The sequence below is a fragment of the Pseudomonas sp. OA65 genome, assembly GCF_017498305.1.
In the GTDB taxonomy this organism is placed as follows: domain Bacteria; phylum Pseudomonadota; class Gammaproteobacteria; order Pseudomonadales; family Pseudomonadaceae; genus Aquipseudomonas; species Aquipseudomonas zanjanensis.
The window spans coordinates 1-26,145 of record NZ_JAGDEZ010000012.1; the positions used below are offsets into that span (position 1 = coordinate 1).

Consider the following 26,145-nt stretch of genomic DNA (forward strand, 5'->3'; position numbering starts at 1 on the left):
TGAGTGCGCAGCGCTCATCGCTTTTTTGGGGCCGCTGCGCGCCCCAGCGGGAGCAAGCTCCCTCGCCACAGGACCATGCCGTTCCAAAAAAAACCCACAGGGTTTCCGTTCACTTCAGGATCGGGGGCTCAGCCTTCCACCAACTGCCGCACCGCCTTGATTTCCGGCAGGTCGCCGCGGGCCATGTATACCCGCAAAGGTTCGGTGAGGTTGATCCGGTCGTCGATGTTCTGGTCCAGCAACAGTCGGATTCGCTCGCGACTGAGGGTCATGGTGCCATCCGCTGCGGGGGCCCAGACAAATTCGCTGGTGGGGATGATGCCGTCATCAGCCACGTCCATGCCGAAGGCGTCTTCGCTGAACCGCACGATGTAGTGGTCGGTCTTGCGGTTCAGGCCGACAAAACCCTTGAGCTGGTCGGCGGCCTGGCAGATGAGTGTCGAAGTGGTGCGCATGGTAAACCTCATGGATGCGTCCCTCGGGACGTCTGATCGATGGTTTACACGCAGGGCAAGCGGATACAGGTTTTAAGGTTTCCCTCTGCCGGGGAAACTGGTGCGCCAAGGGTACTGCAAAGCGGCCGAAAAATGGGTGGAGAAATCTGCTTCACACAGGTTTATGTCGGTATGGCGATAGCGCCGATAGCATTCAGTTGTTAAAAGATAAGTTTCGCCTCCTCAACGAAAGGATCTCGAGCATGCCTGTCACCTTCACCCGCAGCGCGTTGATGCTGAGCCTGTTGCTCGGTTTCAGCCAGACACAAGCCTCCGAGGCCCCGAGCCCCAAGGCCCTGGCAACCCTTCAAGGCATTCCACACCCGGCGGTCATCGCCCACCGTGGTGCCTCGTTCGACGCACCGGAATCCACCGCCGCCGCCTACAAGCTGGCCCGTGACCTGGGCGCCGACTACCTGGAACTGGACTTGCAGCGCAGCAAGGACGGCGTGCTGTTCGTCCTGCATGACGACACCCTGCTGCGCACCACGGATGTCGCGGCCAGGTTTCCCGAACGCAAGGACAGCACCGCCAATGAATTCACCATGGCGGAACTCAAAACCCTCGATGCCGGCAGTTGGTTCAACACCGCCTACCCGGAGCGCGCCCGCCCTTCGTTCGTCGGCCAGAAAATCCTCACCCTCGACGAAGTGATCAACATTGCCGAGGGCAACCCGCTGCATAAGCCGGGGCTGTACATCGAAACCAAGGAGCCGAAGCTGTTCCCCGGCATCGAGCGCGACCTGAAGGACAAACTGCAGGACCGTGGCTGGCTGAGCCCCGCTGGGTCGAAATTGGCCAAAAGCGCCACCGGCGTCGGCCAGGGCAAAGGCAAAGTGGTGCTGCAGACCTTTGAAAAGAACAGTCTCGAACTGCTGCACAAAGAGATGCCGAAGGTGCCGAAGATCCTGCTGCTGTGGGTGGGCGAAGGCAACATCGAACCCAAGTCCAAGGTGACGTTTGCCGAGTCCGGCGAAACGGACAAGGCCGTCTACTACGCCAAGCAGGAACCCAAGGACAAGGCCGAGTTCGAGCAATGGGTCCAGTACGCCAAGGCCCATGGCGCCATTGGCACCGGTCCTTCGGCGGCATTGACCCATGGCGGCAGCCAGAGCTATTCGGACCTGGTGCAGCCGTGGATGAACCAGTACACCCACAACCAGGGTTTGCTGGTGCACGTCTACACCGTGGATGAGCCGGTGGACTTCAAGAAGGTAATGGAGGCCGGCGTCGATGGCATCTTCACCAACCGGGCCAGTGAACTGCTCAAGTACTTCAAGCGTCCCGAGACCGGCAGCGTGGCGCAGCTATTGGAAAAGAACGGCTACTGAGTCGAAAGAGCTTTCCAGGAAACTTGCTTCAAGATTTTTCGAATTAAGGGTGAATTAAGTTGCCACAGATAATCTGAACCCACTTAAACGACTCACCCTTAATAACGACACCAAGGAAAGCACTCATGAAAACGTTGACTGCCCTGTTTACCGCTGCTGCCCTGACCCTCACCGCTGGCCTGGCCCAGGCGGATGTACGAGTCGACCAGATTCCTCAATTGGTCAAGGAAGGCAAGATCAAGTCTCTGGAATCAATGAACGAAGAAGCCTTGAAGTTGCACCCAGGCGCGACCATCACCGACACCGACCTGGATAACCACTTCAACGGCTATGAATATGAAGTGGAACTGAGGACTAAAGACGGCAAAGAATTTGACGTAGATTTCGACGCAACTACCGGCAAAGTCCTGTCCGACAAGCAAGACACTTGATCCATCGGTATAAATAAGAGCCGTGCAACTTTCGAGTTGCGCGGCTTTTTTATGGACGCCGTCTGTGAACCGCAGCCGATTCGACGACGCCGCGCAACTGTCACAAAACCATCAAAAAACCCTGCAATGATGCCGCTCAAGTGAACCTGTGGCCGCTGCGACAGGCACTTCCCGCCAGCGAGCCCTCATGAACCACAGCATCGACCAAAGCCATCGCGATCCGGATCTGTTCGGCCTGCTTTACGGGTTTCGCTTCCGCCCCGGCGAGCGTGGCCGGGAAATCGATTCGGCCCAGGCCCTGCAATGCCTGCAACAACCGCAGGATGCCGACGAGTTCCTCTGGCTGCACCTGAACCTGGCCCACGCCGCTTGCGAGCGCTGGATGAAAAGCCACCTGGCCTTGCCCGAGGAGTTCTTCGAGGCCCTGCACGAAGGCTCGCGATCGACCCGTATCGAACACGTGGACTCGGCACTGCTGGCGGTGGTGAACGATGTGGTGTTCAACCTCAGCAACCTGGTGTCCTCGGATGTCTCCACCTTGTGGGTGTGCGTACACAGTCGACTGATCATCAGTGCGCGCCTGCAACCCTTGCACTCGGTCGACAAGCTGCGCTCATCGGTCAAGGCCGGCGAGAGCTTTCGCTCGCCGCTGGAGTTGCTGGTGCATCTGCTGCGCGACCAAGGCGAGGTACTGACCCAGATCGTGCGCAAGACCAGCCTCAGCGTCGACCAGATCGAAGACCAATTGCTGTCTTCACGCGTGTCCAACAACCGCGCCGAGCTGGGCAGCCAACGCCGCGTGCTCGTACGTCTGCAACGCCTGCTGGCCCTGGAGCCGGGCTCATTACTGCGCCTGCTCAACCGCCCGCCGCAATGGTTGCAGAAGGAAGACGTCAAGGAGCTGCGCAAGTCGACCGAGGAGTTCGCCCTGATCATCAACGACCTCACCGCCCTGGGCGAACGGATCAAGCTGTTGCAAGAAGAAATCGCCGCCAACCTCAACGAACAAAGCAACCGTACGCTGTTCACCTTGACGGTGGTCACGGTGCTGGCGTTGCCCATCAACATCATTGCCGGTTTCTTCGGCATGAACGTGGGCGGCGTGCCACTGGCCGAAGATCCCGAGGGTTTCTGGATCCTGGTGGCGCTGGTGGCGACCTTCACCGTGATTGCAGGCCGATGGGCCTTTCGCAAGCGTCGCGATTATTGATGGTGATGCCCTGCTGGCTGCTACTCCAGGTTTTCATGAGCTTTTGTGGCGAGGGAGCTTGCTCCCGCTCGGCTGCGCAGCAGTCGTAAAATCTGCCAACCATCTTATGCCTGATGCACCGCGCTGAATGGCTTAGGGGCTGCTACGCAGCCCAGCGGGAGCAAGCTCCCTCGCCACAGGTGTCAATCAGGCCCTATTGCAAACAGGTCAATGCCATCAGGCACTCAACCGCGCCGTCACCTCGTTCAATTGCCCTGACAACCCATGCAAATCCCGACTGGCCGCTTCGGTGCGCTGTACGTTGTCGAGGTTGGTGCTGGCAATGCAGGTGATTTCAGTCAGGTTGCGCGAAATATCCTCGGCCACCGAGGTCTGCTCTTCCGCAGCGGTGGCGATCTGACGGTTCATGTCGCGGATCGCTTCCACCGCCTGGGTGATGCGTTCCAGCATCGCGCCGGCCTGAGTCACCTGCTCGACACTTTCCTCACTGCGCGACTGGCCGCTTTCGATGGCCTGGGCCGCATCCACCGCGCCAGTTTGAACCGTCTGGATGATCTGGTTGATCTCGATGATCGATGACGCCGTGCGCTGGGCCAGGTTGCGAACCTCATCGGCAACCACTGCAAAACCACGCCCGGCCTCACCCGCCCGGGCCGCTTCGATGGCAGCGTTGAGGGCCAGCAGGTTGGTCTGCTCGGCGATCCCGCGAATCACTTCCAGCACCTTGCCGATGCGCCCGCTGTCGGCTTCCAGGCGCCGGATCACCGTGGCGGTGTTGGCAATTTCGCCACGCATCTGGGTGATGGTGTGGATAGTGCCCTGCATCACTGTCTCGCCCTGCTGCGCCGAATGATCGGCATCATCGGCAGCCCGCGCCGCATCGGCGGCATGACGAGCAACTTCCTGGGCGGTGGCGGACATTTCGTTCATCGCCGTCGCCACTTGATCGGTGCGTTCGAATTGCTCGCTGGTGCCTTGGCTCATCAGGCTGGCAATCGCATTGAGCTCACCGCTGGCGCTGTCCAGTTCCGAGGCACTGCGTTGCAAGCGTGTGAAGGTTTCAGCAAGGAAATCGCGCAGCGTATTGGCCGCCAGGGCCAGGTCGCCCAATTCATCCTGGCGCGTGCTCGTGACACGCTCGGCGAAACGCCCGCGGCTCAGTTGAGTCACGTACGCGATCAAGTGACGGATCGGCTGCACCAGGTTGCGGTTGACCAGCCACACACTCAACAACCCGACCAGCAACCCCGAAACGAGCATGATCACCGTACCCAGCATGATCGTGCGGTCGGCACCGGCACTGATCATTGCCGATTGCTCATCGCCCAGCTTATGCAGCTCAACCACCAACTCGCTCATCTGCTCACTGGCCGCGCGGTCCACGCCCTTGACCGCTGCATCACCCGCCACAGCGTCGCCACCTGCAGCCACAAATGCATCACGGCCCTTCTGATAGGCCGCGCCCAATTGCGCATGCTCGCCCCGCAGGCGTTCGATGCGCGACTTGATTTGCGCCGGGACACCTTCGTGGGTCGTCAACTGGCCAAGGATGCCCTGGACATCGCTCTGGCGTGCCTCGAATTGCTTCCAGTATTTCTCCAGGTCCGCTGGCTGCTTGCCGCGCAACAGGACGTTTTTCCACTCCTGGACCTGGACCTTGAATTGCAGGTTGGCCTCGTCGATCAATTGCGACGCACGCAACGGACCGTCGAGCAGTTGACGATAATTCTGGATGCCATCGGAAAGGAAGTGAAAGGACGCCAGGGCGATCAGCAACATGGCCAGCAGGCTGCCGCTGAGCAGGGCGAGAATCTGTGCTCTCAGGGATTTTTGTAGAAACATGGCGTCGATCTCTTCAAATAAAGAACCTCCATGTCCAGGGTCCACTGTTACAACGGAATGTGGAGGATATGTGCAAGGCATCGGCCTGTACGGGGCGTTCTTGAGCGGTGGCGACCACCGGTAGCGGGATCGTTTTTGCTGACTGGACATGACCTGTCCAGACAATCCCTTTTGTCGGCGCGATGGGATTTAAAAGTCTTTTTGTCATTTCTCCTGCTGTATCCTGCCCAGGCTTTGTAAAAGCGCGGATCTACCAGATCTATCCACAGACTTTGCGAGGAGCGCGAAATGCACGAGATCCCTAATCTCCCCTTCCCAAGCCTGCACGACACTGAGCAGACGACCACGCTACAAGCCGGAGGGCAACCTGACGCCCAGCAACCCGAGCCCAAGGAAGCCACTGAACGCCGCCAGGCCGACAGCGAAGACTGATTGACCCGTACCACCAGACCGTGTGGAAAGCGCTAAGATGCGCTTTCCACACTGCCTGAATCCGAGCGCCCCATGACCGATGACACCCCTCCCTTCAGCGAAGCCCAGGCCAGCGTCCTGATCGGCACCGCCGAGAAAATGGTCGAGATCTGGACCCGCCTTCCCACCGAGAAACAAGCGGCCCTGCTGGCCCGGTTTGGCAGCGAAGAAAACGCCATCGCCGCGCTGGTGACCACGCGCCTGATCAGCGAACAGCACGACCGCTGAGCCACCACTGGGCAAATAGTTTTACTTTTCCCCGCCCGGACGCCACGGTCGCCGTTATCATAAGCAGCCTATCTATCCAGCTGCTCCGTGGACCTCTTTCCCATGTCAGATTCCCAGCGCCCCCTGGCGGTCACGCTGCAAGTCGTTTCCATCGTCCTGTTCACCTTCATTGGCTACCTGAATATCGGCATTCCCCTGGCCGTGCTGCCCGGGTTCGTCCACGGCGAACTGGGTTTCGGCGCGGTGATCGCCGGGCTGGTGATCAGCGTGCAATACCTGGCCACCCTGCTCAGCCGTCCTTACGCAGGGCGAATCATCGATAACCTGGGAAGCAAGCGCGCGGTGATGTTCGGCCTCGCCGGCTGCGGGCTGAGCGGCGTGTTCATGCTGGTGTCGGCCTGGACGTCCCACCTGCCAACGTTCAGCCTGATCAGCCTGCTGATCGGTCGCCTGGTACTGGGCAGCGCGGAAAGCCTAGTGGGTTCGGGTTCGATTGGCTGGGGCATCGGCCGGGTCGGTGCGGCGAATACCGCCAAGGTAATTTCCTGGAACGGTATCGCCAGTTACGGCGCGCTGGCGATCGGTGCGCCGTTGGGGGTGTGGCTGGTCAACGCGTTGGGGCTGTGGAGCATGGGCGTCAGCATCATCTTGCTGGGCCTGCTCGGGCAGGCATTGGCCTGGCGCAAGACCGCCGCGCCCATTGTCTCTGGCGAACGCCTGCCGTTCATGCACGTGCTGGGGCGTGTGCTGCCACACGGCTGCGGCTTGGCCTTGGGCTCCATCGGGTTTGGCACCATCGCGACCTTCATCACCCTGTACTACGCCACGCAGCACTGGGATAACGCCGTGCTGTGCCTGAGCCTGTTTGGCGCCAGCTTCATCGGCGCGCGCCTGCTGTTCGGCAACCTGATCAACCGTCTGGGTGGCTTTCGCGTGGCGATTGCCTGCCTGTCGGTGGAAACCCTCGGCCTGTTACTGCTATGGCTCGCACCGGATGCCCACTGGGCCCTGGCGGGCGCGGCGTTGAGCGGTTTCGGCTTCTCCCTGGTGTTTCCAGCGCTGGGCGTGGAAGCGGTCAACCTGGTGCCGGCCTCCAGTCGCGGGGCGGCGGTGGGCGCTTATTCACTGTTCATTGATCTGTCGCTGGGGATCACCGGGCCGCTGGCTGGTGCGATTGCCGCTGGCTTCGGCTTTGCCTCGATCTTTCTGTTCGCTGCCCTGGCGGCCCTGGGTGGGTTGGCATTGAGCGTCTACCTGTACCGGCAGGCGCCTCGGTACCGTGAAGCGCGGGAAAAGAACTAGAAGTCCACCTTGCCGCGCCCGGCCTTGATCGAGCCGCGCTTGGTCTTGGATTCCAGGCGACGCTTTTTCGACCCCAGGGTCGGCTTGGTCGGACGGCGCTTCTTTTCGACCTTGGTGGCGCTGAGGATCAGCTCGGTCAGGCGCTCCAGCGCGTCGGCCCGGTTCTGTTCCTGCGTGCGGTATTGCTGGGCCTTGATGATCAGCACACCGTCGCTGGTAATGCGACTGTCGCGCAGGGCCAGCAATCGCTCCTTGTAGAACTCGGGCAAGGACGAGGCCGGAATGTCGAAGCGCAAATGCACGGCGCTGGAAACCTTGTTGACGTTCTGCCCCCCGGCCCCTTGGGCGCGGATGGCCGTCAGCTCGATCTCGGCGTCCGGGATGTGCACGGTGTTGGAAATGACCAGCATGGAAAGTGTCCGGTGTCAGGCCCCACAGGATACCGCGAATCCCACAGACCTGTGGGAGCGAGCCTGCTCGCGATAGCGCAGGCACAGTCGATACAGATCTCGCCTTTGATGGCCTCTTCGCGAGCAAGCCCGCTCCCACATTGGATCTACAGTGCTCGCAGAATGTGTGTTCACCGCCGGACCTTGTGGGAGCGGGCTTGCTCGCGAAAAGCCGGTACATCCGGCATAGGTTTCACCTGCCAGACCACCATCGCGAGCAGGCTCGCTCCCACAGGGTTTCGTGCTTACTTGGCAGCCGCCACCGCCAGTTCATGCCGGGCACTGCGCTTGTTCTTGATCCAATAGCACCCGGCCATGAACACCAGCCACACCGGAATCGCATAGACCGAGATCTGGATGCCAGGGATCAGCAACATCACGCCCAGGATGAACACCACGAACGCCAGGCAGATGTAGTTGCCGTACGGGTACCAAAGCGCCTTGAACAACGGCGTCTGGCGGGTCTGGTTCATATGCTGGCGGAACTTGAAATGCGAGTAGCTGATCATCGCCCAGTTGATCACCAGGGTCGCGACCACCAACGACATCAGCAACTCCAGTGCATGCTGCGGGACCAGGTAGTTCAACAGCACCGCCACCAGGGTGACCGCCGCCGACGCGAGGATCGAACGTACCGGCACGCCACGCTTGTCGATCTTCGACAAGGCCTTGGGCGCATCGCCCTGCTCGGCCATGCCTAGCAACATGCGACTGTTGCAATAGGTGCCGCTGTTGTACACCGACAGCGCGGCGGTCAACACGACGAAGTTGAGGATATGCGCAGCGGTGTTGCTACCCAGCATCGAGAACACCTGCACGAACGGGCTGCCGCTGTAGGCATCGCCGGACGCGTTGAGGGTGCTCAGCAGGCTGTCCCAAGGGGTCAGGGACAACAGCACCACGAGCGCGCCGATGTAGAAAATCAGGATCCGGTAGATCACCTGGTTGATGGCCTTGGGGATCACGGTTTTCGGTTTGTCGGCCTCAGCGGCGGTGAAACCGAGCATTTCCAGGCCACCGAAGGAGAACATGATAATCGCCATGGCCATCACCAGCCCGCTGACGCCGTTAGGGAAAAAACCACCGTGGGACCACAAGTTGGTCACCGACGCCTGCGGGCCGCCATGGCCGCTGACCAGCAGATAGCTGCCCAGGGCAATCATGCCGACGATCGCCACGACCTTGATGATCGCGAACCAGAACTCCGCCTCGCCGAAAACTTTGACGTTGGCCAGATTGATCGCATTGATCAGGACGAAAAACGCCGCCGCCGACACCCAGGTCGGAATCTCGGGCGCCCAGTAATGGATGTACTTGCCGACCGCGGTCAGCTCGGACATGCCCACCAGGATGTAGAGGATCCAGCAGTTCCACCCCGACAGGAACCCGGCGAAACCGCCCCAGTACTTGTGGGCAAAGTGACTGAAGGACCCGGCCACCGGCTCTTCTACGATCATTTCGCCCAACTGGCGCATGATCATGAAGGCGATGAAGCCGCAGATGGCGTAGCCGAGGATCATCGACGGACCGGCTGATTTCAGCACCCCCGCCGAGCCAAGGAACAGGCCGGTGCCGATTGCGCCACCGAGGGCGATCAATTGAATGTGGCGATTTTTCAGGCCGCGTTTCAGCTCGCCCGAATGCGAGTTTTGTCCACTCATGAAAAGGGTCTCACGCAAGGTTTGATGATGTTCGTTAGACGTTGCCGCTCGAATCGGATCTCAAGCAGCGCCGATCAAACCCCAGCGCAGGCACCAGGAATTCAGCGTTTTTACAACGGTCATGCGTCACCTGTTTGTTTTTATCTGTGACGAAATCGAACCCGACACGCTTGTGGCGTGGCGGAGTGAACAAGGCGGATAACCTTGAAAGTGCGTGGGTACGCGAAGGGTCACAGTAAAACGCGGCGCATTGTACACCGCTGACCCCCTGCTGCCAGACACCACCGGATCAGCGTGTCGTTTGCCGGGATTGCGTGGGTCCGCCTCGAACCTGCCGGGCGACTGCAAAAAAGTGTCCAGGCCCTTGCGAGCCGACGGCGTGAGCGACGCAAAAAACGCCACCACGGGAGAGTGGAAACGAAGCTACGGCGTTCATTGCGCCTCCTTTTTGTTATTCGCCTGCACGACAGGCATGGGGCGCATCTCACCCTGCCCATCGCTTGGAAACAAGCGGGCCAGAGCCTTGGAAAACGTACGAGAGCAAGGCATGCGGAAGCTTTTTCTTACGCTGCGGCAGAACAACGTTTTGAGCCTTCTCAACGTGGGTTTTTCGTCAGCACTTCTTTACGACCCGTCACGCAAACTTTCCGGTTGGGAAATTTCCGTAAGCTGACTGCAAATTGACGGTAGGTAGCTACCTATTTAAAAAAACACCCAGGCGGCTGTTTTTGAATAAGTAATGCAATCGCTGAAAATGGAACAAAAAGTTCAAAAGAAAAAAATAAAATTATTTTTTGCAATCCAAAAAACCCTCGACTAGGTTTTCAGCGACTTGCCAAGGCATCGTGCCGACAAGTTCTGCGGTGCCGTTGCCGGCCTGTTTTCACTCGCCGAATCGGGCCGCTACTTTCCGTAAAAGTCATCTAGGAGATTCACTATGCAAGCACTGGACAAAGACTTGGAAACCGAACTGCAACTGGACGAATGGTTCGAAGCCCCGACCCATGATGCCGCCGTTGAAATGATGCAAGCCGACGCCGTCGTTCCGTTCGGCACGGCGATGTGGCCTCTGTAGGCACGGCCCCGGCGGAGGCGATCCGGCCGGTCGACTCCGCCACTTTTTGCCGGTTGTCAGGGACATTTAATGCACTTGTCAGGGAAGAATAAGCATGGACACACAACGAGCCATCTTACATTTCCTTTACTACCTCGAACACCATCCCGCCCTGGCCGGCATTCAGCCCGCCAAGGTGTTGCTCGGCCACACCGCTGACTACGAAGCGCTGACCGGCGCCATTGCCGAACAGGCAGGCAGCGGCTCGCCGTTCCGGTTCAGCGCCATGCGCCTGGACCTCGAATCCACGGAGCGCCTGTCCAAGGCCATTGCCGACAGCGATCTGTATATTTTCTTCTACGACTCTTCCACCCTGCCCAATCCACGTCCCGACGGCCCGGACTTTGTCCGCGCGCTGCAAGGCGTAATGGCCGACAACTGGAAAAAATCGCTGCTCTTCAAGGATTATGGCGATTATTTCTACGACACGTTCAGCGTGATTCCCCAACGTATCGCCGGGCTCAACAGTCACCTGATCCAGCGCATGTCCCAGGCGACAACCCTGAGCTTCCAGGATGACCACGGTTCGTATTTCGACACCGCCCTGGGCGGCGTGAAGAAGTGGACCGACATCAACGGCCTCGGCAACTACGACCTGGCCCCCGGTGAAATCGCCACTCACAGCGACACCATCAACGGCCATGTGAAGTTCGTCGGCACGTTCTTGAGCACCATTCCGTTCGCACGCAAGTACGGCGTGCTGCAATCGCCTCTGGAGCTGTGGATCGAAGATTCCACCATCCAGAAAATCGCCACCGACGTGCCGGGCCTGGAGCACGACTTCAACAAATACCTGGACGCCAACCCGTCCAACCGCCGCATCGAAGAACTGGGAATCGGCACCAACGAAGGGGTCAAGAGCCTGTACGCGCGCAACGCCGGTTTCGAGGAGCGCCACTGCGGCCTGCACCTGGGATTGGGTGGCGGGGCCAAGGGCAGCCATCACCTGGACCTGATTTTCGAGAAGGGGATGTTGGCGCTGGATAATGAGCCGATGTTTGATGGGCGGTTTGTGCTTTAGGGGCAGCTTCAAGTTGTGAGCTTCAAGCGGCAAGACGGAGCGCATAACCTTCAGATAGCGCTGGTATTACTGGCCTCTTCGCGAGCAGGCTCGCTCCCACAATTGATCTTTAGTGAATGGAAGATCTACGTTCAACACAATTCCACTGTGGGAGCGAGCCTGCTCGCGAAGACGGGCTCAAAGGCGCCCAATCATTGAAGTCAAGCCCCAAAAAAAACGCCAACCCAACGGTCGGCGTTTTTTCTTGCAGCTTGCAGCTAGAAACTCACCGCTGCCTCACTCCGGCTTACGACGCCCAAACCCCGGACGCTGCCCCGAACCTGCCGGGGCACCACGGCGCTTGCCCGATGGCGCATCGCGATCGGCCAGGACGATACCCGGGCGCTTTTTCGGCGCAGGCTTGGCCGGACGCTTGGTGTCGGCCGGGCGATCGGCGACCGGCGTACCGCGACCCGCCGGGGCACCGCGACCTTCGCCGCGCTCAGTGCGACCATTGGCCGGACGCGGCGTGCGTGGGCCACGCTCGCCGTCCTGACGCGGTGCAGGCTTGCGGGCCGGGCGTTCGCCTTCGATCTGCGGCTCACGCGAAGGACGCGGGCCGGTCGCCACACCATCAGCAGCCGGGCGCAGCGTACGCACGCGCTCGGTCTTGCCCATCGGACGCGAGGATTTACGCTGCATCCGCTCCAGCTTGTCCTTGCTCTTGGCGGTCATCTGCGGCATTGCCACCGGCTTGAGACCCACTTCGGCGGCCAGGATGTCGACTTCGTACTGGCTCATTTCGCGCCAGCGGCCCATCGGCAGGTCGGAATTGAGGAACACCGGACCGAAACGCACGCGCTTCAGGCGGCTGACCACCAACCCCTGGGATTCCCACAAACGTCGCACTTCACGGTTACGGCCTTCCATCACCACGCAGTGGTACCAATGGTTGAAGCCTTCACCGCCGGGCGCTTGCTTGATGTCAGTGAAACGCGCCGGGCCGTCTTCCAGCACAACGCCGGCCTTGAGGCGCTCGATCATCTCGTCGTCGACTTCACCACGCACACGCACGGCGTATTCGCGGTCCATCTCGTAGGACGGGTGCATCAAGCGGTTGGCCAGTTCACCATCGGTGGTAAACATCAGCAGACCGGTGGTGTTGATGTCCAGGCGACCGATGTTGATCCAGCGGCCTTCTTTCGGACGCGGCATTTTGTCGAACACGGTCGGACGGCCTTCCGGGTCGTCACGGGTGCAGATTTCGCCGTCGGGCTTGTTGTACATGATCACGCGGCGCACCGTTTCGGCGGCCTCTTCGCGTTTGATCACCTTGCCATCGATGGTGATGGCGTCGTGCATATCAACCCGCAGGCCCAAGGTGGCATCTTTGCCGTTGACCTTGATCCGGCCCTGGGTGATCCAGGCTTCCACGTCACGGCGCGAACCGACGCCGATACGGGCAAGGACTTTTTGCAGCTTCTCGCCTGCTGGGCCGATTTCCTGGCTGTCGTTCTGGTCTTGGTCTTTCATTCTGGGCACCTCCCGGTGTGGTCGGGTCAGGCTTGGCCTGACGCTTTGAAAATAGGTCTTTGGCGAAGGGATCGCCAAGGGGTCGCGAATCATACGCGCGTTGAGGCGATTGCGCATCAGAGACTAGCTGATCAACCAGCGCCCGGCGCTTTTTCCGCCGACCGGTGGCGCGTAACGGGGTGGAATTCATTATCTAGTGTGGGAGCGAGCCTGCTCGCGATAGCGATTTCACATCCACAACAATGTCAGTTGACAGACCGCTATCGCGAGCAGGCTCGCTCCCACAGGGGTGTTGTGGTGTCAGCTGGATCAATCGTCGAACTGGCGCCGTTCGTTTTCGATCGCTTCGGCCAACGCCCGGGCTTCGGCTTCTTCGTCGCTCAGTTCGGGTTCCGGCGGCTGGAGGGCGGCGACGGCGGCCAGGAGTTTTTCCCGGGCTTGGGCAACGCCGAGGATATCTTCTTCCGGCTCCGCTTCTGGCTCTGGTGCCGGTTCCACCGCGCTATCGGGCTCCGCCAGCTCATCCGAGTCGCCCTCAGGACCAGGACCTTCCCGCAGCAGGTCGTCGAAATCGGTCTTCAAGCCCTCCTCCATGGTGTCCAGCTCCAGCAACAACGAGTGGAAACTGGTCTCTTCCTTCGGCTCCTCTGGCTCGGCACTGGCGTCGGCCAGTTCCTGCAAGCCCTGGGGTACCGGGGCGTCGTCGAACTCCAGCATCGGTTCGGGTTCCAGTTCCCGCAATTCGGCCAGCGGCGGCAGGTCATCCAGGTTCTTCAGGTTGAAGTGATCGAGAAAGGCCTTGGTGGTGGCGAACATCGCCGGTTTGCCCGGCACATCGCGATAGCCGACAACGCGGATCCACTCGCGCTCCAGCAGCGTCTTGACGATGTTGCTATTGACCACCACGCCCCGCACATCTTCGATCTCGCCCCGGGTGATCGGCTGGCGATAGGCGATGAGCGCCATGGTTTCGAGCAGCGCCCGGGAATAGCGCTGCGGCCGTTCCTCCCACAAGCGCCCCACCCACGGCGCGAACTTCTCGCGGATTTGCAGGCGGTACCCCGACGCCACTTCCTTGAGTTCGAAAGCCCGCCCCTCGCAGGACTTGCCCAACAGTGTCAGGGCTTTCTTGAACACGGCCGGCTCGGGCCGCTCGCCCTCTTCGAAGAGTTCGAACAGGCGTTCCATCGATTGCGGCTTTCCCGAGGCCAACAGGAAAGCTTCAAGCAAGGGGGCCAGCTCGCGGGGTTCAGTCAGATTCATTGATTTGCTCGTTATTCGGCTCGTGCCCGCACGTGGATCGCTGCGAACGGCTCATTCTGCACCAGCTCGACCAAGGATTCCTTGACCAATTCCAGGACCGCCATAAACGTCACGACGACCCCCAAACGCCCCTCCTCGGCGGTGAACAGCTCGACGAACGGCACGAAACCGCCGCCCTTGAGCCGCTCCAGCACATCACTCATGCGCTCGCGGGTGGACAGCGCTTCGCGGCTGACCTGGTGACTTTCAAACATATCGCCCCGGCGCAGGACCTCGGCCATGGATATCAGCAACTCTTCCAGGCTCACGTCCGGCAGCAACTTGCGCGCCCGCGCTTCGGGCGCGTCGAGCTTGGGCACCACCACATCGCGCCCCACCCGGCTCAAGCCGTCGATGCCTTCAGCGGCGGCCTTGAAGCGTTCGTATTCCTGCAAGCGGCGGATCAACTCGGCCCGCGGGTCGTCCTCTTCCTCTTCGACCTCCGCCGAGCGCGGCAGCAGCATCCGCGACTTGATCTCCGCGAGCATGGCCGCCATCACCAGGTATTCGGCTGCCAGTTCCAGGCGCACCGACTGCATCAACTCGACGTAGCCCATGTACTGGCGGGTGATTTCCGCCACGGGAATGTCGAGGATGTTGATGTTCTGTTTGCGGATCAGGTACAGCAGCAGGTCGAGCGGGCCCTCGAAGGCTTCGAGGAACACTTCCAGCGCATCCGGCGGAATGTACAGGTCCAGGGGCATTTCCATGACCGCCTGGCCATAGACCATGGCGAACGGCAACTCCTGTTGCGCGCCGGCCTGGCTGTCGACACTGTCCACGGCGATTTCCACGACGGACATTCAGGCCTCGACCATGAACGGCGTCGGATCGCCGCAACCGACACGCACCACCTGGGGCTCGCCGTCGGCCAGGTTGATCACCGTGGACGCCGACATGCCGCCGAAACCACCGTCGATGATCAGGTCCACCTGATGTTCGAGTATCTGGCGCATCTCATAGGGATCGTTCAACGGCTCGGTCTCGCCGGGCATGATCAGCGTCACGCTCATCAGCGGCTCACCCAGTTCCGCCAGCAGCGCCAGGGCGATGGGATGGCTCGGCACCCGCAGGCCGATGGTGCGCTTTTTCGGATGCAGCAACAGCCGCGGGACTTCCCGCGTGGCATTGAGGATGAAGGTGTATGGCCCCGGCAAATGCGCCTTGAGCAAGCGGAAGGTGCCGGTGTCGATCTTGGCGAACAGGCCCAACTGCGACAGGTCGCTGCAGATGAGCGCGAAGTTGTGCTTGTCGTCCAGTTGGCGCAGGCGCCTGACCCGCTCCACTGCGTTCTTGTCGCCGATCTGGCAACCGATGGCGTAGGACGAGTCGGTGGGATAGACCACCACGCCACCGCCACGAATGATTTCCACGGCCTGCTTGATCAGGCGCGCTTGCGGGTTTTCCGGATGAATCTGGAAAAATTGACTCACGTGTTCTACCTGTTCAGACGGCGGCGGTAACGGGATCATGTTTGAATCTACACCAGAGTGGTGGCAGATCTTCCGGCAACGGGCGGTATTCGCCAATCTCGGACCAGCCCCCAGGGCCATGGAAATCACTGCCGGCGGTGACCAGCAGGCCGAACTCACGAGCCAGGATCGCCAGGCTGCCGACCTGCTCGGCAGGCTGATGGCCATTGACCACCTCGATGGCGTGGCCCCCCGCTTGAATATAGTCGGTGACCAGGCGTCGGCGCTTGCTGCGGGTGAAATCATAGTGCCATGGATGCGCCAGGCTGACCCAGGCACCCGCGGCCCGCAGGGTCTGGACGGTGTCTTCCAGGGTCGGCCAATGCTGCTTGACGTCCCCCAGCTTGCCGGCCCCCAACCATTTGCGGAACGCTTCGGCGCGGTCCTTGACGAACCCTTCGCGCACCATCCAGTCGGCAAAGTGTGGCCGGGCCGGTGCGTTGCCGCTGTCGCCCAGTTCCTGCTGGATCTGCCGGGCGCCGTCCAGCGCACCGGGCATGCCCTTGAGGGCCAGCTTGCGGCTGATCTCTTCGGAACGCAGCCAGCGCCCGTCGCGCAGCTGTGCGATGGCCTCGACCAACGCAGGCGCATTCACATCAAAACCATAGCCCAGCACATGGATGGTCGCCCCGCCCCAGGTGCAGGACAGCTCGACGCCATTGACCAGCTGCATGCCCAGCGCCGTGGCGGCACTGCGGGCCTCGTCGAGGCCTTCGAGGGTGTCGTGATCGGTCAGGGCCAGGACTCGCACGCCGTGCTCGAACGCCCGCGCCACCAGAACCGCAGGCGCCAGGGCACCATCGGAGGCCGTGCTATGGCAGTGCAAATCAACATTCACGAGAGTTTGTTACCTCAAATCAGCTGGCCCTATCGCGGCCAAGGATGTTTGTTATTATGCCGCCACATCCTGCTTCTGGCTGCCACTGTGAAACAATTCATCGACTTCATCCCGCTCCTGCTGTTTTTCATCGTCTACAAACTTGATCCCCGGGCCGTCGACTTCGCCGGCCACTCCTTGACTGTAGGCGGTATTTACAGCGCCACCGCGGTGCTGATCATCAGCTCCCTGGTGGTCTACGGCGCGCTGTTCGTGTCCCAGCGCAAGCTGGAGAAGAGCCAGTGGCTGACCCTGATCGCCTGCCTGGTATTCGGTAGCCTGACCCTGGCGTTCCACAGCGAAACCTTCCTCAAATGGAAGGCCCCGGTGGTCAACTGGCTGTTCGCCCTCGCGTTCATTGGCAGCCACTTCATCGGCGACCGCCTGCTGATCAAGCGCATCATGGGCCATGCCATCAACCTGCCGGACCTGATCTGGACCCGGTTGAACATCGCCTGGATCGCGTTTTTCCTGTTCTGCGGCGCCGCCAACCTGTTCGTTGCGTTCACATTCCAAGAGTACTGGGTCGACTTCAAGGTCTTCGGCAGCCTGGGCATGACGCTGCTGTTCCTGATTGGCCAGGGCATCTACCTGTCCCGTCACCTGCACGAAGCCGACCCCACCACGCCCAAAACCGAGGACTGACATGCTCTACGCAATCATTGCCACCGACGTCGCCGACTCCCTGGAAAAACGCCTGGCCGTGCGCCCGGCCCACCTGGAGCGCCTGCAACAGCTCAAGGCCGAAGGTCGCATCATGCTGGCCGGCCCGCACCCGGCGGTGGATAGCAATGACCCAGGCGCCGCTGGTTTCACCGGCAGCCTGATCGTCGCCGAATTCGCTTCCCTGGCCGACGCGCAAGCCTGGGCCAAGGCCGATCCGTTCGTGGCGGCTGGCGTCTATGCCGAGGTCGTGGTCAAGCCGTTCAAGCAAGTCCTGCCGTAAATCCTCCCGCCGTAAATCCACTGGCGCAATGAGCCTCCAAGGCTCATTACGCCAGTTGCTCATCTTTCTCATTTGCCGGCCGACAACCTGTCTAATCTCGATTGGAATTCAGGAGTTGCAATGCGCAAAGGTCCGTTGTGCCTGTTGTTGGTCTCGTTGGCGATCGGGGCGCCCGCCCATGGCGAGGAAAGCACCGAGGGCAGTCATTCGGCGCCCTTGTCCCTGAGCGCCGGCGGCCAGATCGCCGAGTTGCAGCAACGCTTGAAAGACAGCGAGCGCATGCGTGAAGCACTCACCCAGCAACTCCAAAACACCAACGGCGAACGCGAAAGCGCGCTGGTGGGCCGGTTGCGCCAGGAGAACCAGCGCCTGAAGCTGCAACTCAAGGAAGCCCAGGCCAGCCCCCTGCCGCGCCTGCTGACCGATCAACAACAATGGTTCGTCATTGGCGCCGGGGTAGCGCTATTGGCCTTGCTCTGCGGTATCTTTGCCAGCGGTGGACGTAGACAACGTCGGCAATGGCTAAATTGAGTGAGTCATGAGCGAGCTGTTACTGATAGATGATGACCAGGAGCTGTGTGAGCTCCTCGTAAGTTGGTTGAGCCAGGAAGGGTTTCAGGTCCGCGCCTGTCACGATGGCCAGAGTGCCCGCAAGGCCTTGGCCGAAACCGCACCGGCTGCCGTGGTCCTGGACGTGATGCTGCCCGACGGCAGTGGCCTGGAACTGCTCAAGCAATTGCGCAGCGATCACGCGGAGCTGCCAGTGCTGATGCTGTCGGCCCGGGGTGAACCGCTGGACCGCATCCTGGGCCTGGAACTGGGGGCCGACGACTATCTGGCCAAGCCCTGCGACCCACGGGAACTGACCGCCCGCCTGCGCGCCGTACTGCGCCGCAGCCATCCGACGGCCGTGTCCAGCCAGATCGAACTGGGTGACCTGACCTTCAGCCCGGTGCGTGGCGTGGTCAGCATCGACGAACAGGAACAGACCCTCACCGTGTCCGAAAGCCGCCTGCTCGAAGCACTGCTCAAGCAGCCGGGCGAGCCGCTGGACAAGCAGGAACTGGCGCAGATCGCCCTGGGCCGCAAACTGACCCTGTACGACCGCAGCCTCGATATGCACGTGAGCAACCTGCGCAAGAAAATCGGCCCCCACCCCGACGGCCGCCCGCGCATCGTGGCGCTGCGTAGCCGGGGTTATTACTACAGTCTTTAAGGCACTGCGCCGATCTCCTGTGGCGAGGGGATTTTGTGGGAGCAAGGCTTGCCCGCGATGCAGACACCTCGGCTACCCCATAGACCGCATTATCTTCATCGCGGGCAAGCCTTGCTCCCACAATTTCTGTGTTCGTCCTGCAGATTTGTCAGGCCTGCACCCAACCGTCTTTACCCAAGCTTTACGCCCCCCTGACCGCCGCTGACCTTGATCTCCGTAATCTGCACACATCCGGAACTGACCGGGAATGAGACAAGGAGACACACCATGCGCAAGACCCTTATCGCTCTGATGTTCGCTGCCGCCCTGCCGACCGTGGCCATGGCCATGCCCGAAGGCCCCGGCCCGATGGGGCCGATGGACGGCCCGCGTCACGGCGGCCAGATGCACGACAAAGGCCCGTACAGCCAACTGGACCTGAGCCGCGAACAACGCCAGCAGATTCGCCAGATCATGGGCGAACAGCGCCACGAACAGCGGGCACTGGTCGACAAATACCTGGCCAAGCTGTCGCCAGCCGACCAAAAAGCCATGCAGGATGAAATGCAAGCCCGGCACCAGAAGGTCGATGCCCAGATCCGCGGATTGTTGAAGCCTGAGCAGCAAAAAGAATTCGACGCGATCCAGAAGAAGCAGGCCGAGCGTCGCGCCGAATGGGCCGAATTCAAGGCCTGGAAAGCGCAACAGCCGCAAAAAGCGCAATAATGCACTGAAGCCCCCCAGCCCAACGGTCAACCGCCGTTGGGCTTTCTTTGTTTTCGAGGATTTATCGTGCGTTCATTGTTCTGGCGCATCCTGGCCAGTTTCTGGCTGGCCATCACTCTGGTTGCAGGGCTTTCGATCCTGATGGGCCACATGCTGAACCAGGACAACTGGATCCTCAGCCGTCACCCGGGGCTCAATACCCTGCCCGAAGAGTGGACGCAGACCTACGAAACCCAAGGCGAGGACGCCGCCCAGGAAATTCTGAAACAGCGCAAGCGCCAGTATCACATTGACGTCCAGGTGTTCAACGAAAGCGGCGACCCGGTGGTACGTGGCACTTTCCCCCATCGTGCCGCCGCCTTCGAGGCCCGACAGAAAAACGACGACCGCCGCCTGCCCTGGCGCCGGCTGACCGACGAGTTCACCAGCGCCAAAAGCGGCGACACCTACCTGTTCATCTACCGCATCCCCCATCCCGAACTGGACGCCTGGCACCGCGGCAGCCTGCTCTGGCCCCTCAGTGCCCTGGGGATCGCGTTGGTGGTGCTGACCTTGTTCAGCCTGTTGGTGACGCTCTCCATCACTCGTCCGCTGAGTCGACTGCGCGGTGCGGTGCATGACCTGGGCCAAGCCACCTACCAGCAGAACAGCCTCGCCAAGCTGGCCAACCGCCGGGATGAGTTCGGCGTACTGGCCACCGACTTCAACCGCATGGGCGCGCGTTTGCAAAGCCTGATCGCCAGCCAGCGACAACTGCTGCGGGACGTGTCCCACGAATTGCGCTCACCCCTGGCCCGACTGCGCATTGCCCTGGCTTTGGCGGAACGGGCCAGCCCCGAGGAGCGTGAAAAGCTCTGGCCGCGCCTGACCCGTGAATGTGATCGGCTGGAAGCGCTGATCAGCGAAATCCTGGTCCTGGCCCGGGTCGATGCCGACAACGCCAGCGCCGAAGAAATCGACCTCAACGCGCTGCTGGTCACCCTGCAAAAAGATGCGCAACTGGCTTCACCGGAGCAAACCGTGCAGCTTGAAACCGAGGCGAACCTGACCCTCAAGGGTTGGCCGACCATGATCGAGCGAGCAGTGGACAACCTGCTGCGCAACGCCCAACGCTTCAATCCGGCCGGGCAATCGATCGAGATGCACGCGCGGCGCCAAGGCGAACGGATCCTGGTCAGCGTACGTGACCACGGGCCCGGTGTTGAGGCCGAACACCTCGGGCAATTGGCCGAGCCGTTCTACCGCGCCCCCGGCCAGACCGCCGCCGGTCACGGACTGGGCCTGGCCATCGCACGCCGTGCCGCCGAACGCCATGGCGGTGCGCTGGTGTTGGGCAATCATCCCGAGGGTGGTTTCATTGCGACACTGGAGCTGCCGTTGGTGCCGGGGGCTGTTGTCCAGCCGTAAGCATTGCAAATACCCCCTGTGGCGAGGGAGCTTGCTCCCGCTCGGTTGCGCAGCAACCGCAAAATCCTGGGGCTACTTCGTAGCCCAGCGAGAGCAAGCTCCCTCGCCACAGTGAATCAAGCGCGGTCCTATCAACCAAACGATAATTCCTCTTATTCAAACTGCCCCGCCCTGTTAGACTTTGCGCCCTCTTTTCACCTATCCCCGGGACGCCCGATGCCGCCGTTGCCTCTTCGTTTATGCGCACTGTTCATGGCCCTGGGCCTGAGTGCCTGCGATGATGCCCCGCGTTTTACCCAGGCCGAACCGGATGAGGCCCGTTCCGGTGGCGCCGCGACGGTCCGCAAGCGTGATCAGAACGCCTTTTCCCTGCCCTCGGCCAACCTGCCACCCTCGCGGCGCGTGGATTTCAGTGTCGGCAACAGTTTCTTCCGCAGCCCCTGGGTAATCGCCCCCTCGACCACCACCGCCCGGGACGGCCTCGGGCCCCTGTTCAACACCAACGCCTGCCAGAACTGTCACGTCAAGGACGGTCGTGGCCATCCGCCCGCGCCGGATGCGACCAGTGCAGTGTCGATGCTGGTGCGCCTGTCGATTCCCGACGCCCCCGCCTACGCCAAGGTCATCGAGCAACTGGGCGTAGTGCCGGAGCCAGTCTATGGTGGGCAGTTGCAGGACATGTCGGTGCCCGGCGTCGCCCCTGAAGGCAAGGTGCGGGTCGATTACACCCCGGTCCCGGTGCGTTTCAAGGACGGCACCGTCGTCGAATTGCGCAAGCCAATCCTGCAGATCACCCAGTTGGGGTACGGCCCGATGCACCCCGACACGCGCTTTTCAGCCCGCGTGGCACCGCCGATGATCGGCCTGGGCCTGCTGGAAGCCATCCCCGACGAGGCGCTGCTGGCGAACGCCGAAGCCCAGGCGCGGGAGAACGACGGCATCGCCGGTCGTCCCAACCAGGTCTGGGACGATGTGCAGCAGAAAACCGTGCTAGGGCGTTTCGGCTGGAAAGCCGGACAGCCCAACCTCAACCAACAGAACGTCCATGCGTTTTCCGGCGACATGGGCCTGACGACCAGCCTGCGGCCCTTCGACGACTGCACCGAGGCCCAAGTCGACTGCAAGCGTGCGCCCAGCGGCAATGGCCCGGACGGCGAACCGGAAGTCAGCGACAACATCCTGCGCCTGGTGCTGTTCTACAGCCGCAACCTCGCGGTACCGGCCCGTCGCGACGTGAGTTCGCCCCAAGTGCTGGCGGGCAAGAATCTGTTTTTCCAGGCCGGTTGCCAGTCCTGCCACACACCGAAATACACCACCGCCGCCAACGCCGCCGAACCGGAGCTGGCGAACCAGGTCATCCGCCCCTACACCGACCTGCTGCTGCACGACATGGGCGAAGGCCTGGCCGACAACCGCAGCGAATTCAAGGCCAGCGGCCGTGACTGGCGAACCCCGCCGCTGTGGGGCATCGGCTTGACCGAAGCCGTCAACAGCCACACCCAGTTCCTGCATGACGGTCGTGCCCGCAACCTGCTCGAAGCCGTGCTGTGGCATGGCGGCGAAGCACAAGCGGCGCAGCGCCAGGTTTTAGCGTTCAATGCCGAGCAGCGCGCTGCGTTGCTGGCCTTTCTGAATTCCCTTTAAATGCCTTTTCCAGAAATGGGAGCCTGACATGTTCCGTCCCAAACTGCTGTTCACCAGCCTCGCCGCCCTCGCCCTCGGTGCCTGCTCGCCCCAGGATCCGCAAGCCGTCACTTCGGCCGCCATCGCCAAGCAAGTGATCCTGCCGACCTACAGCCGCTGGGTCGAGGCCGACCGGCAACTGGCGACCAGCGCCCTGGCGTTCTGCCAAGGCCAGGAAAACCTGGAGACCGCCCGCGCCGACTTCCTCAAGGCGCAAAAAGCCTGGGCCGAGCTGCAACCACTGCTGATCGGGCCGCTGGCCGAGGGCAACCGCGCCTGGCAGGTGCAGTTCTGGCCGGACAAGAAAAACCTGGTGGGCCGTCAGGTCGAACAGTTGGTCAACAGCCAACCACAGATCGACGCCGCCGGCCTGGCCAAGTCCAGCGTGGTCGTGCAGGGGTTGTCGGCCTACGAATACCTGCTGTTCGACGCGAAAATCGACATGGCCGACAGCACGCAGAAGGCCAAGTATTGCCCGCTGCTCATTGCCATTGGCGAACGCCAGAAGCAGCTCGCTGAAGAGATTCTCTCGGGCTGGAACAGCAACGACGGCATGCTCGCCCAGATGAGCAAGTTTCCCAACCAGCGCTACGCCGATTCTCACGAGGCCATCGCCGACCTGCTCCGCGTGCAGGTCACGGCCCTGGATACTTTGAAGAAAAAACTCGGCACGCCGATGGGCCGCCAGAGCAAGGGCGTACCTCAGCCATTCCAGGCCGATGCCTGGCGCAGCCAGTCGTCGTTGCAAGGGCTGGAAGCCAGCCTGAGCGCGGCCAGGACCGTCTGGGCAGGTGTCGACAACAAGGGCCTGCGCGGCCTGTTGCCAAGCGACCAGAAGCCACTGGCCGACAAGATCGATGCCGCCTACGATGCCTCGTTGAAACTGTTCGCCAGCAGCCAGCGCTCGTTGACCGAAATGCTCAACGACGATGCCGGGCGCCAGCAACTCAACGATCTGTACGACAGCCTCAACGTCGTCCATCGCCTGCACGAAGGCGAACTGGCCAAGGCGCTGGGCATTCAATTGGGCTTCAACGCCAACGACGGTGACTGATCATGTTTCGACGTCAGGTCCTGGCACTGGGCAGCTTGCTGCTCGGCGCCGTTACCCTGGGCGGCTGGACGCTGTTCAAGCAAAAGGACAAGAGTCCGCTACTGCTTTCGGCACGGGACGATGGCGACGGCAAGCACTACGCCGTCGGCTATCGACTGGACGGCACGCGGGTGTTCGCCACCCAGGTCGGCCAGCGCTGCCATGACATCATCAACCATCCGACGCAGCCGATTGCGCTGTTCGTCGCCCGTCGCCCGGGCACCGAAAGCTACCTGATCGACCTGCGCGACGGGACGCTGCTGCAAACCATCGCCTCGTTGCCGAACCGGCACTTCTACGGCCACGCGGTCATCCATAAAAGCGGCGAATGGCTGTATACCACCGAGAACGACACCACCGATCCGGGACGCGGCTTGTTGGGCGTGTACCGTTTCGAAGGTGAGCGGCTGGTGCACAGCGGCGAGATTCCTACCCATGGCATCGGTCCTCACCAGGTGTCCTGGATGCCCGATGGCGAGACGCTGGTGGTCGCCAACGGCGGCATTCGCACCGAGGCCGAAAGCCGGGTCGAAATGAACCTCGACGCCATGGAGCCGAGCCTGGTGCTGATGCAGCGCGATGGCACCCTGCTGAGCAAGGAAACCCTCGCCCAATCGATGAACAGCGTGCGCCACCTGGGCATCGCCAACGACGGCACGATCGTCTCCGGCCAGCAGTTCATGGGCGCAGCCCACGAATCGGCGGAACTGCTGTCGATCAAGCGACCGGGCCAGCCGTTCCAGGCATTCCCGGTGCCCGCAGAACAATTACAGGCCATGGGGCACTACACCGCCAGCGTCGCCGTACACAGCGACCTGCGCCTGGTGGCCCTGACCGCCCCACGCGGCAACCGCTTTTTCATCTGGGACCTGGACAGTGGCGACGTTCGCCTGGATGCCCCCCTGCCAGACTGTGCCGGCGTGGGCGCGGTGGCCGACGGGTTTGTCGTGACCTCGGGCCAAGGCCGTTGTCGCTATTACGATTGTCGGCAGACACAACTGGTTGCAAAACCACTGGATCTGCCGGCAGGGCTCTGGGACAACCATCTGCATCTGGTCTGACACCGGGGAGCGAAGCCCATCGGCGCCGAGCTCCCCTGTTTTTCGGAAAAGTCCCACGCACCAGCGTCCCGCCAGCATCTGGAATAGCCCGCACACTCAGGGTAAGGTGCCGGCCTATCTGTATTTTCTCTCGGTTCTTTTCCAAGGAAGTGGAACATGCTGCGACGCCGCATGCTGATCATGTTGGGTGTTGTCCTGCTGGTGGTGCTGTTGCTCGCCGGCTACAAGGCCTTCTCCGTTTACCAGCAGATCCAAACGTTTTCTGCCCCCAAACCACCGGTCAGCGTCGCCGTGGCCACAGCGGCCCAGCAACCCTGGCAGGCCCGCCTGCCCACCGTCGGCAGCCTCAAGGCGCTGCAAGGCGTGGACCTGAGCCTGGAAATCGCCGGGACCGTGCAGAAGGTGCAATTCCAGTCCGGGCAGAAGGTCAAGGCCGGCCAGCCGCTCCTGCAACTGGACAGCGAAGTCGAAAGCGCCCTGCTGGAAACCGCCGAGGCCGACCTTGGCCTGTCGCAACTGGATTTTGGTCGTGGTCGACAACTGGTGGGCAGCCAGGCGATCTCCAAGGGCGAATTCGACCGGCTCTCGGCGCAGTTGAAGAAGAACCAGGCGACAGTCAACCAGCTCAAGGCTTCGCTGGCCAAGAAACACATCCTGGCGCCGTTCAGCGGCACCATCGGCATTCGCCAGGTGGATGTCGGCGACTACCTGGCCAGCGGCACGGTGATCGCGACCCTGCAGGACCTCAGCAGCCTGTATGTGGACTTCTACGTCCCGGAGCAAACCGTGCCCCGGCTCGCCGTGGCACAGCCGGTCAATGTCAGCGTCTCGGCCTACCCCGGGCAGACCTTCGTCGGCACCATCAGCGCGATCAACCCCAAGGTCGAGGACAGCACCCGCAACGTCCTGGTGCGCGCCACCCTGGCCAACCCCGACGGCAAATTGCTGCCCGGGATGTTCGCCAACCTGCAGGTGATCCTGCCGGACGTCGCAGACGGAATCGTCGTCCCTGAAAGCGCCGTGACCTACACCCTCTACGGCAACTCCATGTACGTGGTGACACAAAAGAAAACCGCCGACGGCACCGTCGAGAAAGACGACAAGGGCCAGCCGCTCCTGATCGCCGAACGGCGTTTCGTTGAAACCGGTGAGCGACGCGATGGGCTGGTGCTGGTGTCCAAAGGCGTGCAGAACGGCGAACAAGTCGTGATCGCCGGCCAGATCAAGCTCGATAACGGTACGCCGATCGCCATCAGCGACGACAAGACCCTGACCGAACAGAACAGCCCGCCGCGCGCGGACTGATCAAGGAACCCC

The 26,145-nt window shown here is 61.6% G+C and carries 27 protein-coding genes; 18 read left to right on the forward strand and 9 right to left on the reverse strand.

The genetic code is table 11. From position 1 onward, the window contains the following. Positions 1 to 128 precede the first annotated feature (128 nt). Positions 129 to 455, reverse strand: a complete 327-nt coding sequence (locus J3361_RS12570) for a DUF2025 family protein (RefSeq protein ID WP_207964869.1) — start codon at positions 453 to 455, stop codon at positions 129 to 131. Positions 456 to 697: 242 nt separating this feature from the next. On the opposite strand from J3361_RS12570, the gene J3361_RS12575 reads away from it, so the two are divergent. The 3 genes from J3361_RS12575 (at position 698) to J3361_RS12585 (ending at position 3,466) form a co-directional block, all read left to right on the forward strand. Continuing rightward, on the forward strand, positions 698 to 1,825 hold the full coding sequence (locus J3361_RS12575; RefSeq protein ID WP_207964870.1) for a glycerophosphodiester phosphodiesterase: 1,128 nt from the start codon (positions 698 to 700) through the stop codon (positions 1,823 to 1,825). Positions 1,826 to 1,950: 125 nt separating this feature from the next. Then, positions 1,951 to 2,256 carry a PepSY domain-containing protein gene (locus J3361_RS12580; RefSeq protein WP_207964871.1) on the forward strand — a complete coding sequence of 102 codons (306 nt, stop codon included), beginning with the start codon at positions 1,951 to 1,953 and terminating at the stop codon, positions 2,254 to 2,256. 187 nt (positions 2,257 to 2,443) lie between these two features. Then, on the forward strand, positions 2,444 to 3,466 hold the full coding sequence (locus J3361_RS12585) for a transporter (RefSeq protein WP_207964872.1): 1,023 nt from the start codon (positions 2,444 to 2,446) through the stop codon (positions 3,464 to 3,466). A 216-nt stretch (positions 3,467 to 3,682) separates the two neighbouring features. Here J3361_RS12585 and J3361_RS12590 read toward each other — a convergent pair whose 3' ends face one another. Beyond that, positions 3,683 to 5,308 (reverse strand): methyl-accepting chemotaxis protein, encoded by a 1,626-nt coding sequence (locus J3361_RS12590; protein WP_207964873.1) that lies wholly within the window; start codon positions 5,306 to 5,308, stop codon positions 3,683 to 3,685. Positions 5,309 to 5,596: 288 nt separating this feature from the next. Between J3361_RS12590 and J3361_RS12595 the strand changes: the two genes are divergently transcribed. The 3 genes from J3361_RS12595 to J3361_RS12605 all read left to right on the forward strand — a co-directional run bounded on the left by J3361_RS12595 (position 5,597) and on the right by J3361_RS12605 (position 7,309). After that, positions 5,597 to 5,740 (forward strand): hypothetical protein, encoded by a 144-nt coding sequence (locus J3361_RS12595; protein ID WP_162893862.1) that lies wholly within the window; start codon positions 5,597 to 5,599, stop codon positions 5,738 to 5,740. A gap of 72 nt (positions 5,741 to 5,812) precedes the next feature. Beyond that, complete coding sequence (locus tag J3361_RS12600) at positions 5,813 to 6,007, forward strand: hypothetical protein (RefSeq protein WP_207964874.1); 195 nt, start codon at positions 5,813 to 5,815, stop codon at positions 6,005 to 6,007. Positions 6,008 to 6,109: 102 nt separating this feature from the next. Beyond that, positions 6,110 to 7,309 (forward strand): MFS transporter, encoded by a 1,200-nt coding sequence (locus J3361_RS12605; protein WP_207964875.1) that lies wholly within the window; start codon positions 6,110 to 6,112, stop codon positions 7,307 to 7,309. On the opposite strand, the gene arfB is transcribed toward J3361_RS12605, so the two are convergent. Next, the gene (gene arfB, locus J3361_RS12610) at positions 7,306 to 7,719 is read right to left on the reverse strand and encodes an alternative ribosome rescue aminoacyl-tRNA hydrolase ArfB (RefSeq protein ID WP_018604539.1); all 414 of its coding nucleotides are present in this window, start codon (positions 7,717 to 7,719) and stop codon (positions 7,306 to 7,308) included. The two genes, J3361_RS12605 and arfB, sit on opposite strands and share 4 nt — an antisense overlap. 284 nt (positions 7,720 to 8,003) lie before the next feature. Continuing rightward, complete coding sequence (locus tag J3361_RS12615; RefSeq protein WP_207964876.1) at positions 8,004 to 9,419, reverse strand: amino acid permease; 1,416 nt, start codon at positions 9,417 to 9,419, stop codon at positions 8,004 to 8,006. Between the two features lie 937 nt (positions 9,420 to 10,356). Here J3361_RS12615 and J3361_RS12620 point away from each other — a divergent pair. Further along, entirely contained in the window at positions 10,357 to 10,494 is a 138-nt protein-coding gene (locus J3361_RS12620; RefSeq protein ID WP_207964877.1) for a hypothetical protein, read from the forward strand. A gap of 94 nt (positions 10,495 to 10,588) precedes the next feature. Further along, the gene (locus tag J3361_RS12625) at positions 10,589 to 11,554 is read left to right on the forward strand and encodes a leucyl aminopeptidase (RefSeq protein WP_207964878.1); all 966 of its coding nucleotides are present in this window, start codon (positions 10,589 to 10,591) and stop codon (positions 11,552 to 11,554) included. A 276-nt stretch (positions 11,555 to 11,830) separates the two neighbouring features. Here J3361_RS12625 and rluB read toward each other — a convergent pair whose 3' ends face one another. The 5 genes from rluB to J3361_RS12650 all read right to left on the reverse strand — a co-directional run bounded on the left by rluB (position 11,831) and on the right by J3361_RS12650 (position 16,678). Beyond that, the gene (rluB, locus tag J3361_RS12630) at positions 11,831 to 13,066 is read right to left on the reverse strand and encodes a 23S rRNA pseudouridine(2605) synthase RluB (RefSeq protein ID WP_072408639.1); all 1,236 of its coding nucleotides are present in this window, start codon (positions 13,064 to 13,066) and stop codon (positions 11,831 to 11,833) included. 309 nt (positions 13,067 to 13,375) lie between these two features. After that, complete coding sequence (scpB, locus tag J3361_RS12635) at positions 13,376 to 14,329, reverse strand: SMC-Scp complex subunit ScpB (protein WP_207964879.1); 954 nt, start codon at positions 14,327 to 14,329, stop codon at positions 13,376 to 13,378. 11 nt (positions 14,330 to 14,340) lie between these two features. After that, positions 14,341 to 15,039 (reverse strand): ScpA family protein, encoded by a 699-nt coding sequence (locus tag J3361_RS12640; RefSeq protein WP_207964979.1) that lies wholly within the window; start codon positions 15,037 to 15,039, stop codon positions 14,341 to 14,343. A gap of 132 nt (positions 15,040 to 15,171) precedes the next feature. Next, the gene (locus J3361_RS12645) at positions 15,172 to 15,801 is read right to left on the reverse strand and encodes an L-threonylcarbamoyladenylate synthase (RefSeq protein ID WP_186706291.1); all 630 of its coding nucleotides are present in this window, start codon (positions 15,799 to 15,801) and stop codon (positions 15,172 to 15,174) included. Positions 15,802 to 15,814: 13 nt separating this feature from the next. Next, the gene (locus tag J3361_RS12650; protein WP_207964880.1) at positions 15,815 to 16,678 is read right to left on the reverse strand and encodes a PHP domain-containing protein; all 864 of its coding nucleotides are present in this window, start codon (positions 16,676 to 16,678) and stop codon (positions 15,815 to 15,817) included. A gap of 87 nt (positions 16,679 to 16,765) precedes the next feature. Here J3361_RS12650 and J3361_RS12655 point away from each other — a divergent pair, with 87 nt between their 5' ends. The 10 genes from J3361_RS12655 (at position 16,766) to J3361_RS12700 (ending at position 26,133) form a co-directional block, all read left to right on the forward strand. Continuing rightward, the gene (locus J3361_RS12655) at positions 16,766 to 17,362 is read left to right on the forward strand and encodes a septation protein A (RefSeq protein WP_207964881.1); all 597 of its coding nucleotides are present in this window, start codon (positions 16,766 to 16,768) and stop codon (positions 17,360 to 17,362) included. Position 17,363: 1 nt separating this feature from the next. Then, the gene (locus tag J3361_RS12660; RefSeq protein WP_207964882.1) at positions 17,364 to 17,663 is read left to right on the forward strand and encodes a YciI family protein; all 300 of its coding nucleotides are present in this window, start codon (positions 17,364 to 17,366) and stop codon (positions 17,661 to 17,663) included. A gap of 120 nt (positions 17,664 to 17,783) precedes the next feature. Continuing rightward, on the forward strand, positions 17,784 to 18,194 hold the full coding sequence (locus J3361_RS12665; protein ID WP_186706295.1) for a translation initiation factor 2: 411 nt from the start codon (positions 17,784 to 17,786) through the stop codon (positions 18,192 to 18,194). A gap of 7 nt (positions 18,195 to 18,201) precedes the next feature. Further along, positions 18,202 to 18,879 (forward strand): response regulator transcription factor, encoded by a 678-nt coding sequence (locus J3361_RS12670; RefSeq protein ID WP_207964883.1) that lies wholly within the window; start codon positions 18,202 to 18,204, stop codon positions 18,877 to 18,879. Positions 18,880 to 19,146: 267 nt separating this feature from the next. Beyond that, the gene (locus J3361_RS12675; RefSeq protein ID WP_207964884.1) at positions 19,147 to 19,584 is read left to right on the forward strand and encodes a Spy/CpxP family protein refolding chaperone; all 438 of its coding nucleotides are present in this window, start codon (positions 19,147 to 19,149) and stop codon (positions 19,582 to 19,584) included. A gap of 66 nt (positions 19,585 to 19,650) precedes the next feature. Then, entirely contained in the window at positions 19,651 to 20,991 is a 1,341-nt protein-coding gene (locus J3361_RS12680) for a HAMP domain-containing sensor histidine kinase (RefSeq protein WP_207964885.1), read from the forward strand. Positions 20,992 to 21,207: 216 nt separating this feature from the next. Further along, positions 21,208 to 22,635, forward strand: coding sequence for a di-heme oxidoredictase family protein (locus tag J3361_RS12685; protein WP_207964886.1), 1,428 nt, complete (start codon positions 21,208 to 21,210; stop codon positions 22,633 to 22,635). A 28-nt stretch (positions 22,636 to 22,663) separates the two neighbouring features. Then, a complete protein-coding gene (locus tag J3361_RS12690) occupies positions 22,664 to 23,728 on the forward strand; it encodes an imelysin family protein (protein ID WP_207964887.1) in 1,065 nt (354 codons plus the stop codon). A 2-nt stretch (positions 23,729 to 23,730) separates the two neighbouring features. Continuing rightward, entirely contained in the window at positions 23,731 to 24,828 is a 1,098-nt protein-coding gene (locus J3361_RS12695; RefSeq protein ID WP_207964888.1) for a DUF1513 domain-containing protein, read from the forward strand. A gap of 156 nt (positions 24,829 to 24,984) precedes the next feature. Continuing rightward, positions 24,985 to 26,133, forward strand: a complete 1,149-nt coding sequence (locus J3361_RS12700) for an efflux RND transporter periplasmic adaptor subunit (RefSeq protein ID WP_207964889.1) — start codon at positions 24,985 to 24,987, stop codon at positions 26,131 to 26,133. Positions 26,134 to 26,145: the final 12 nt, after the last annotated feature.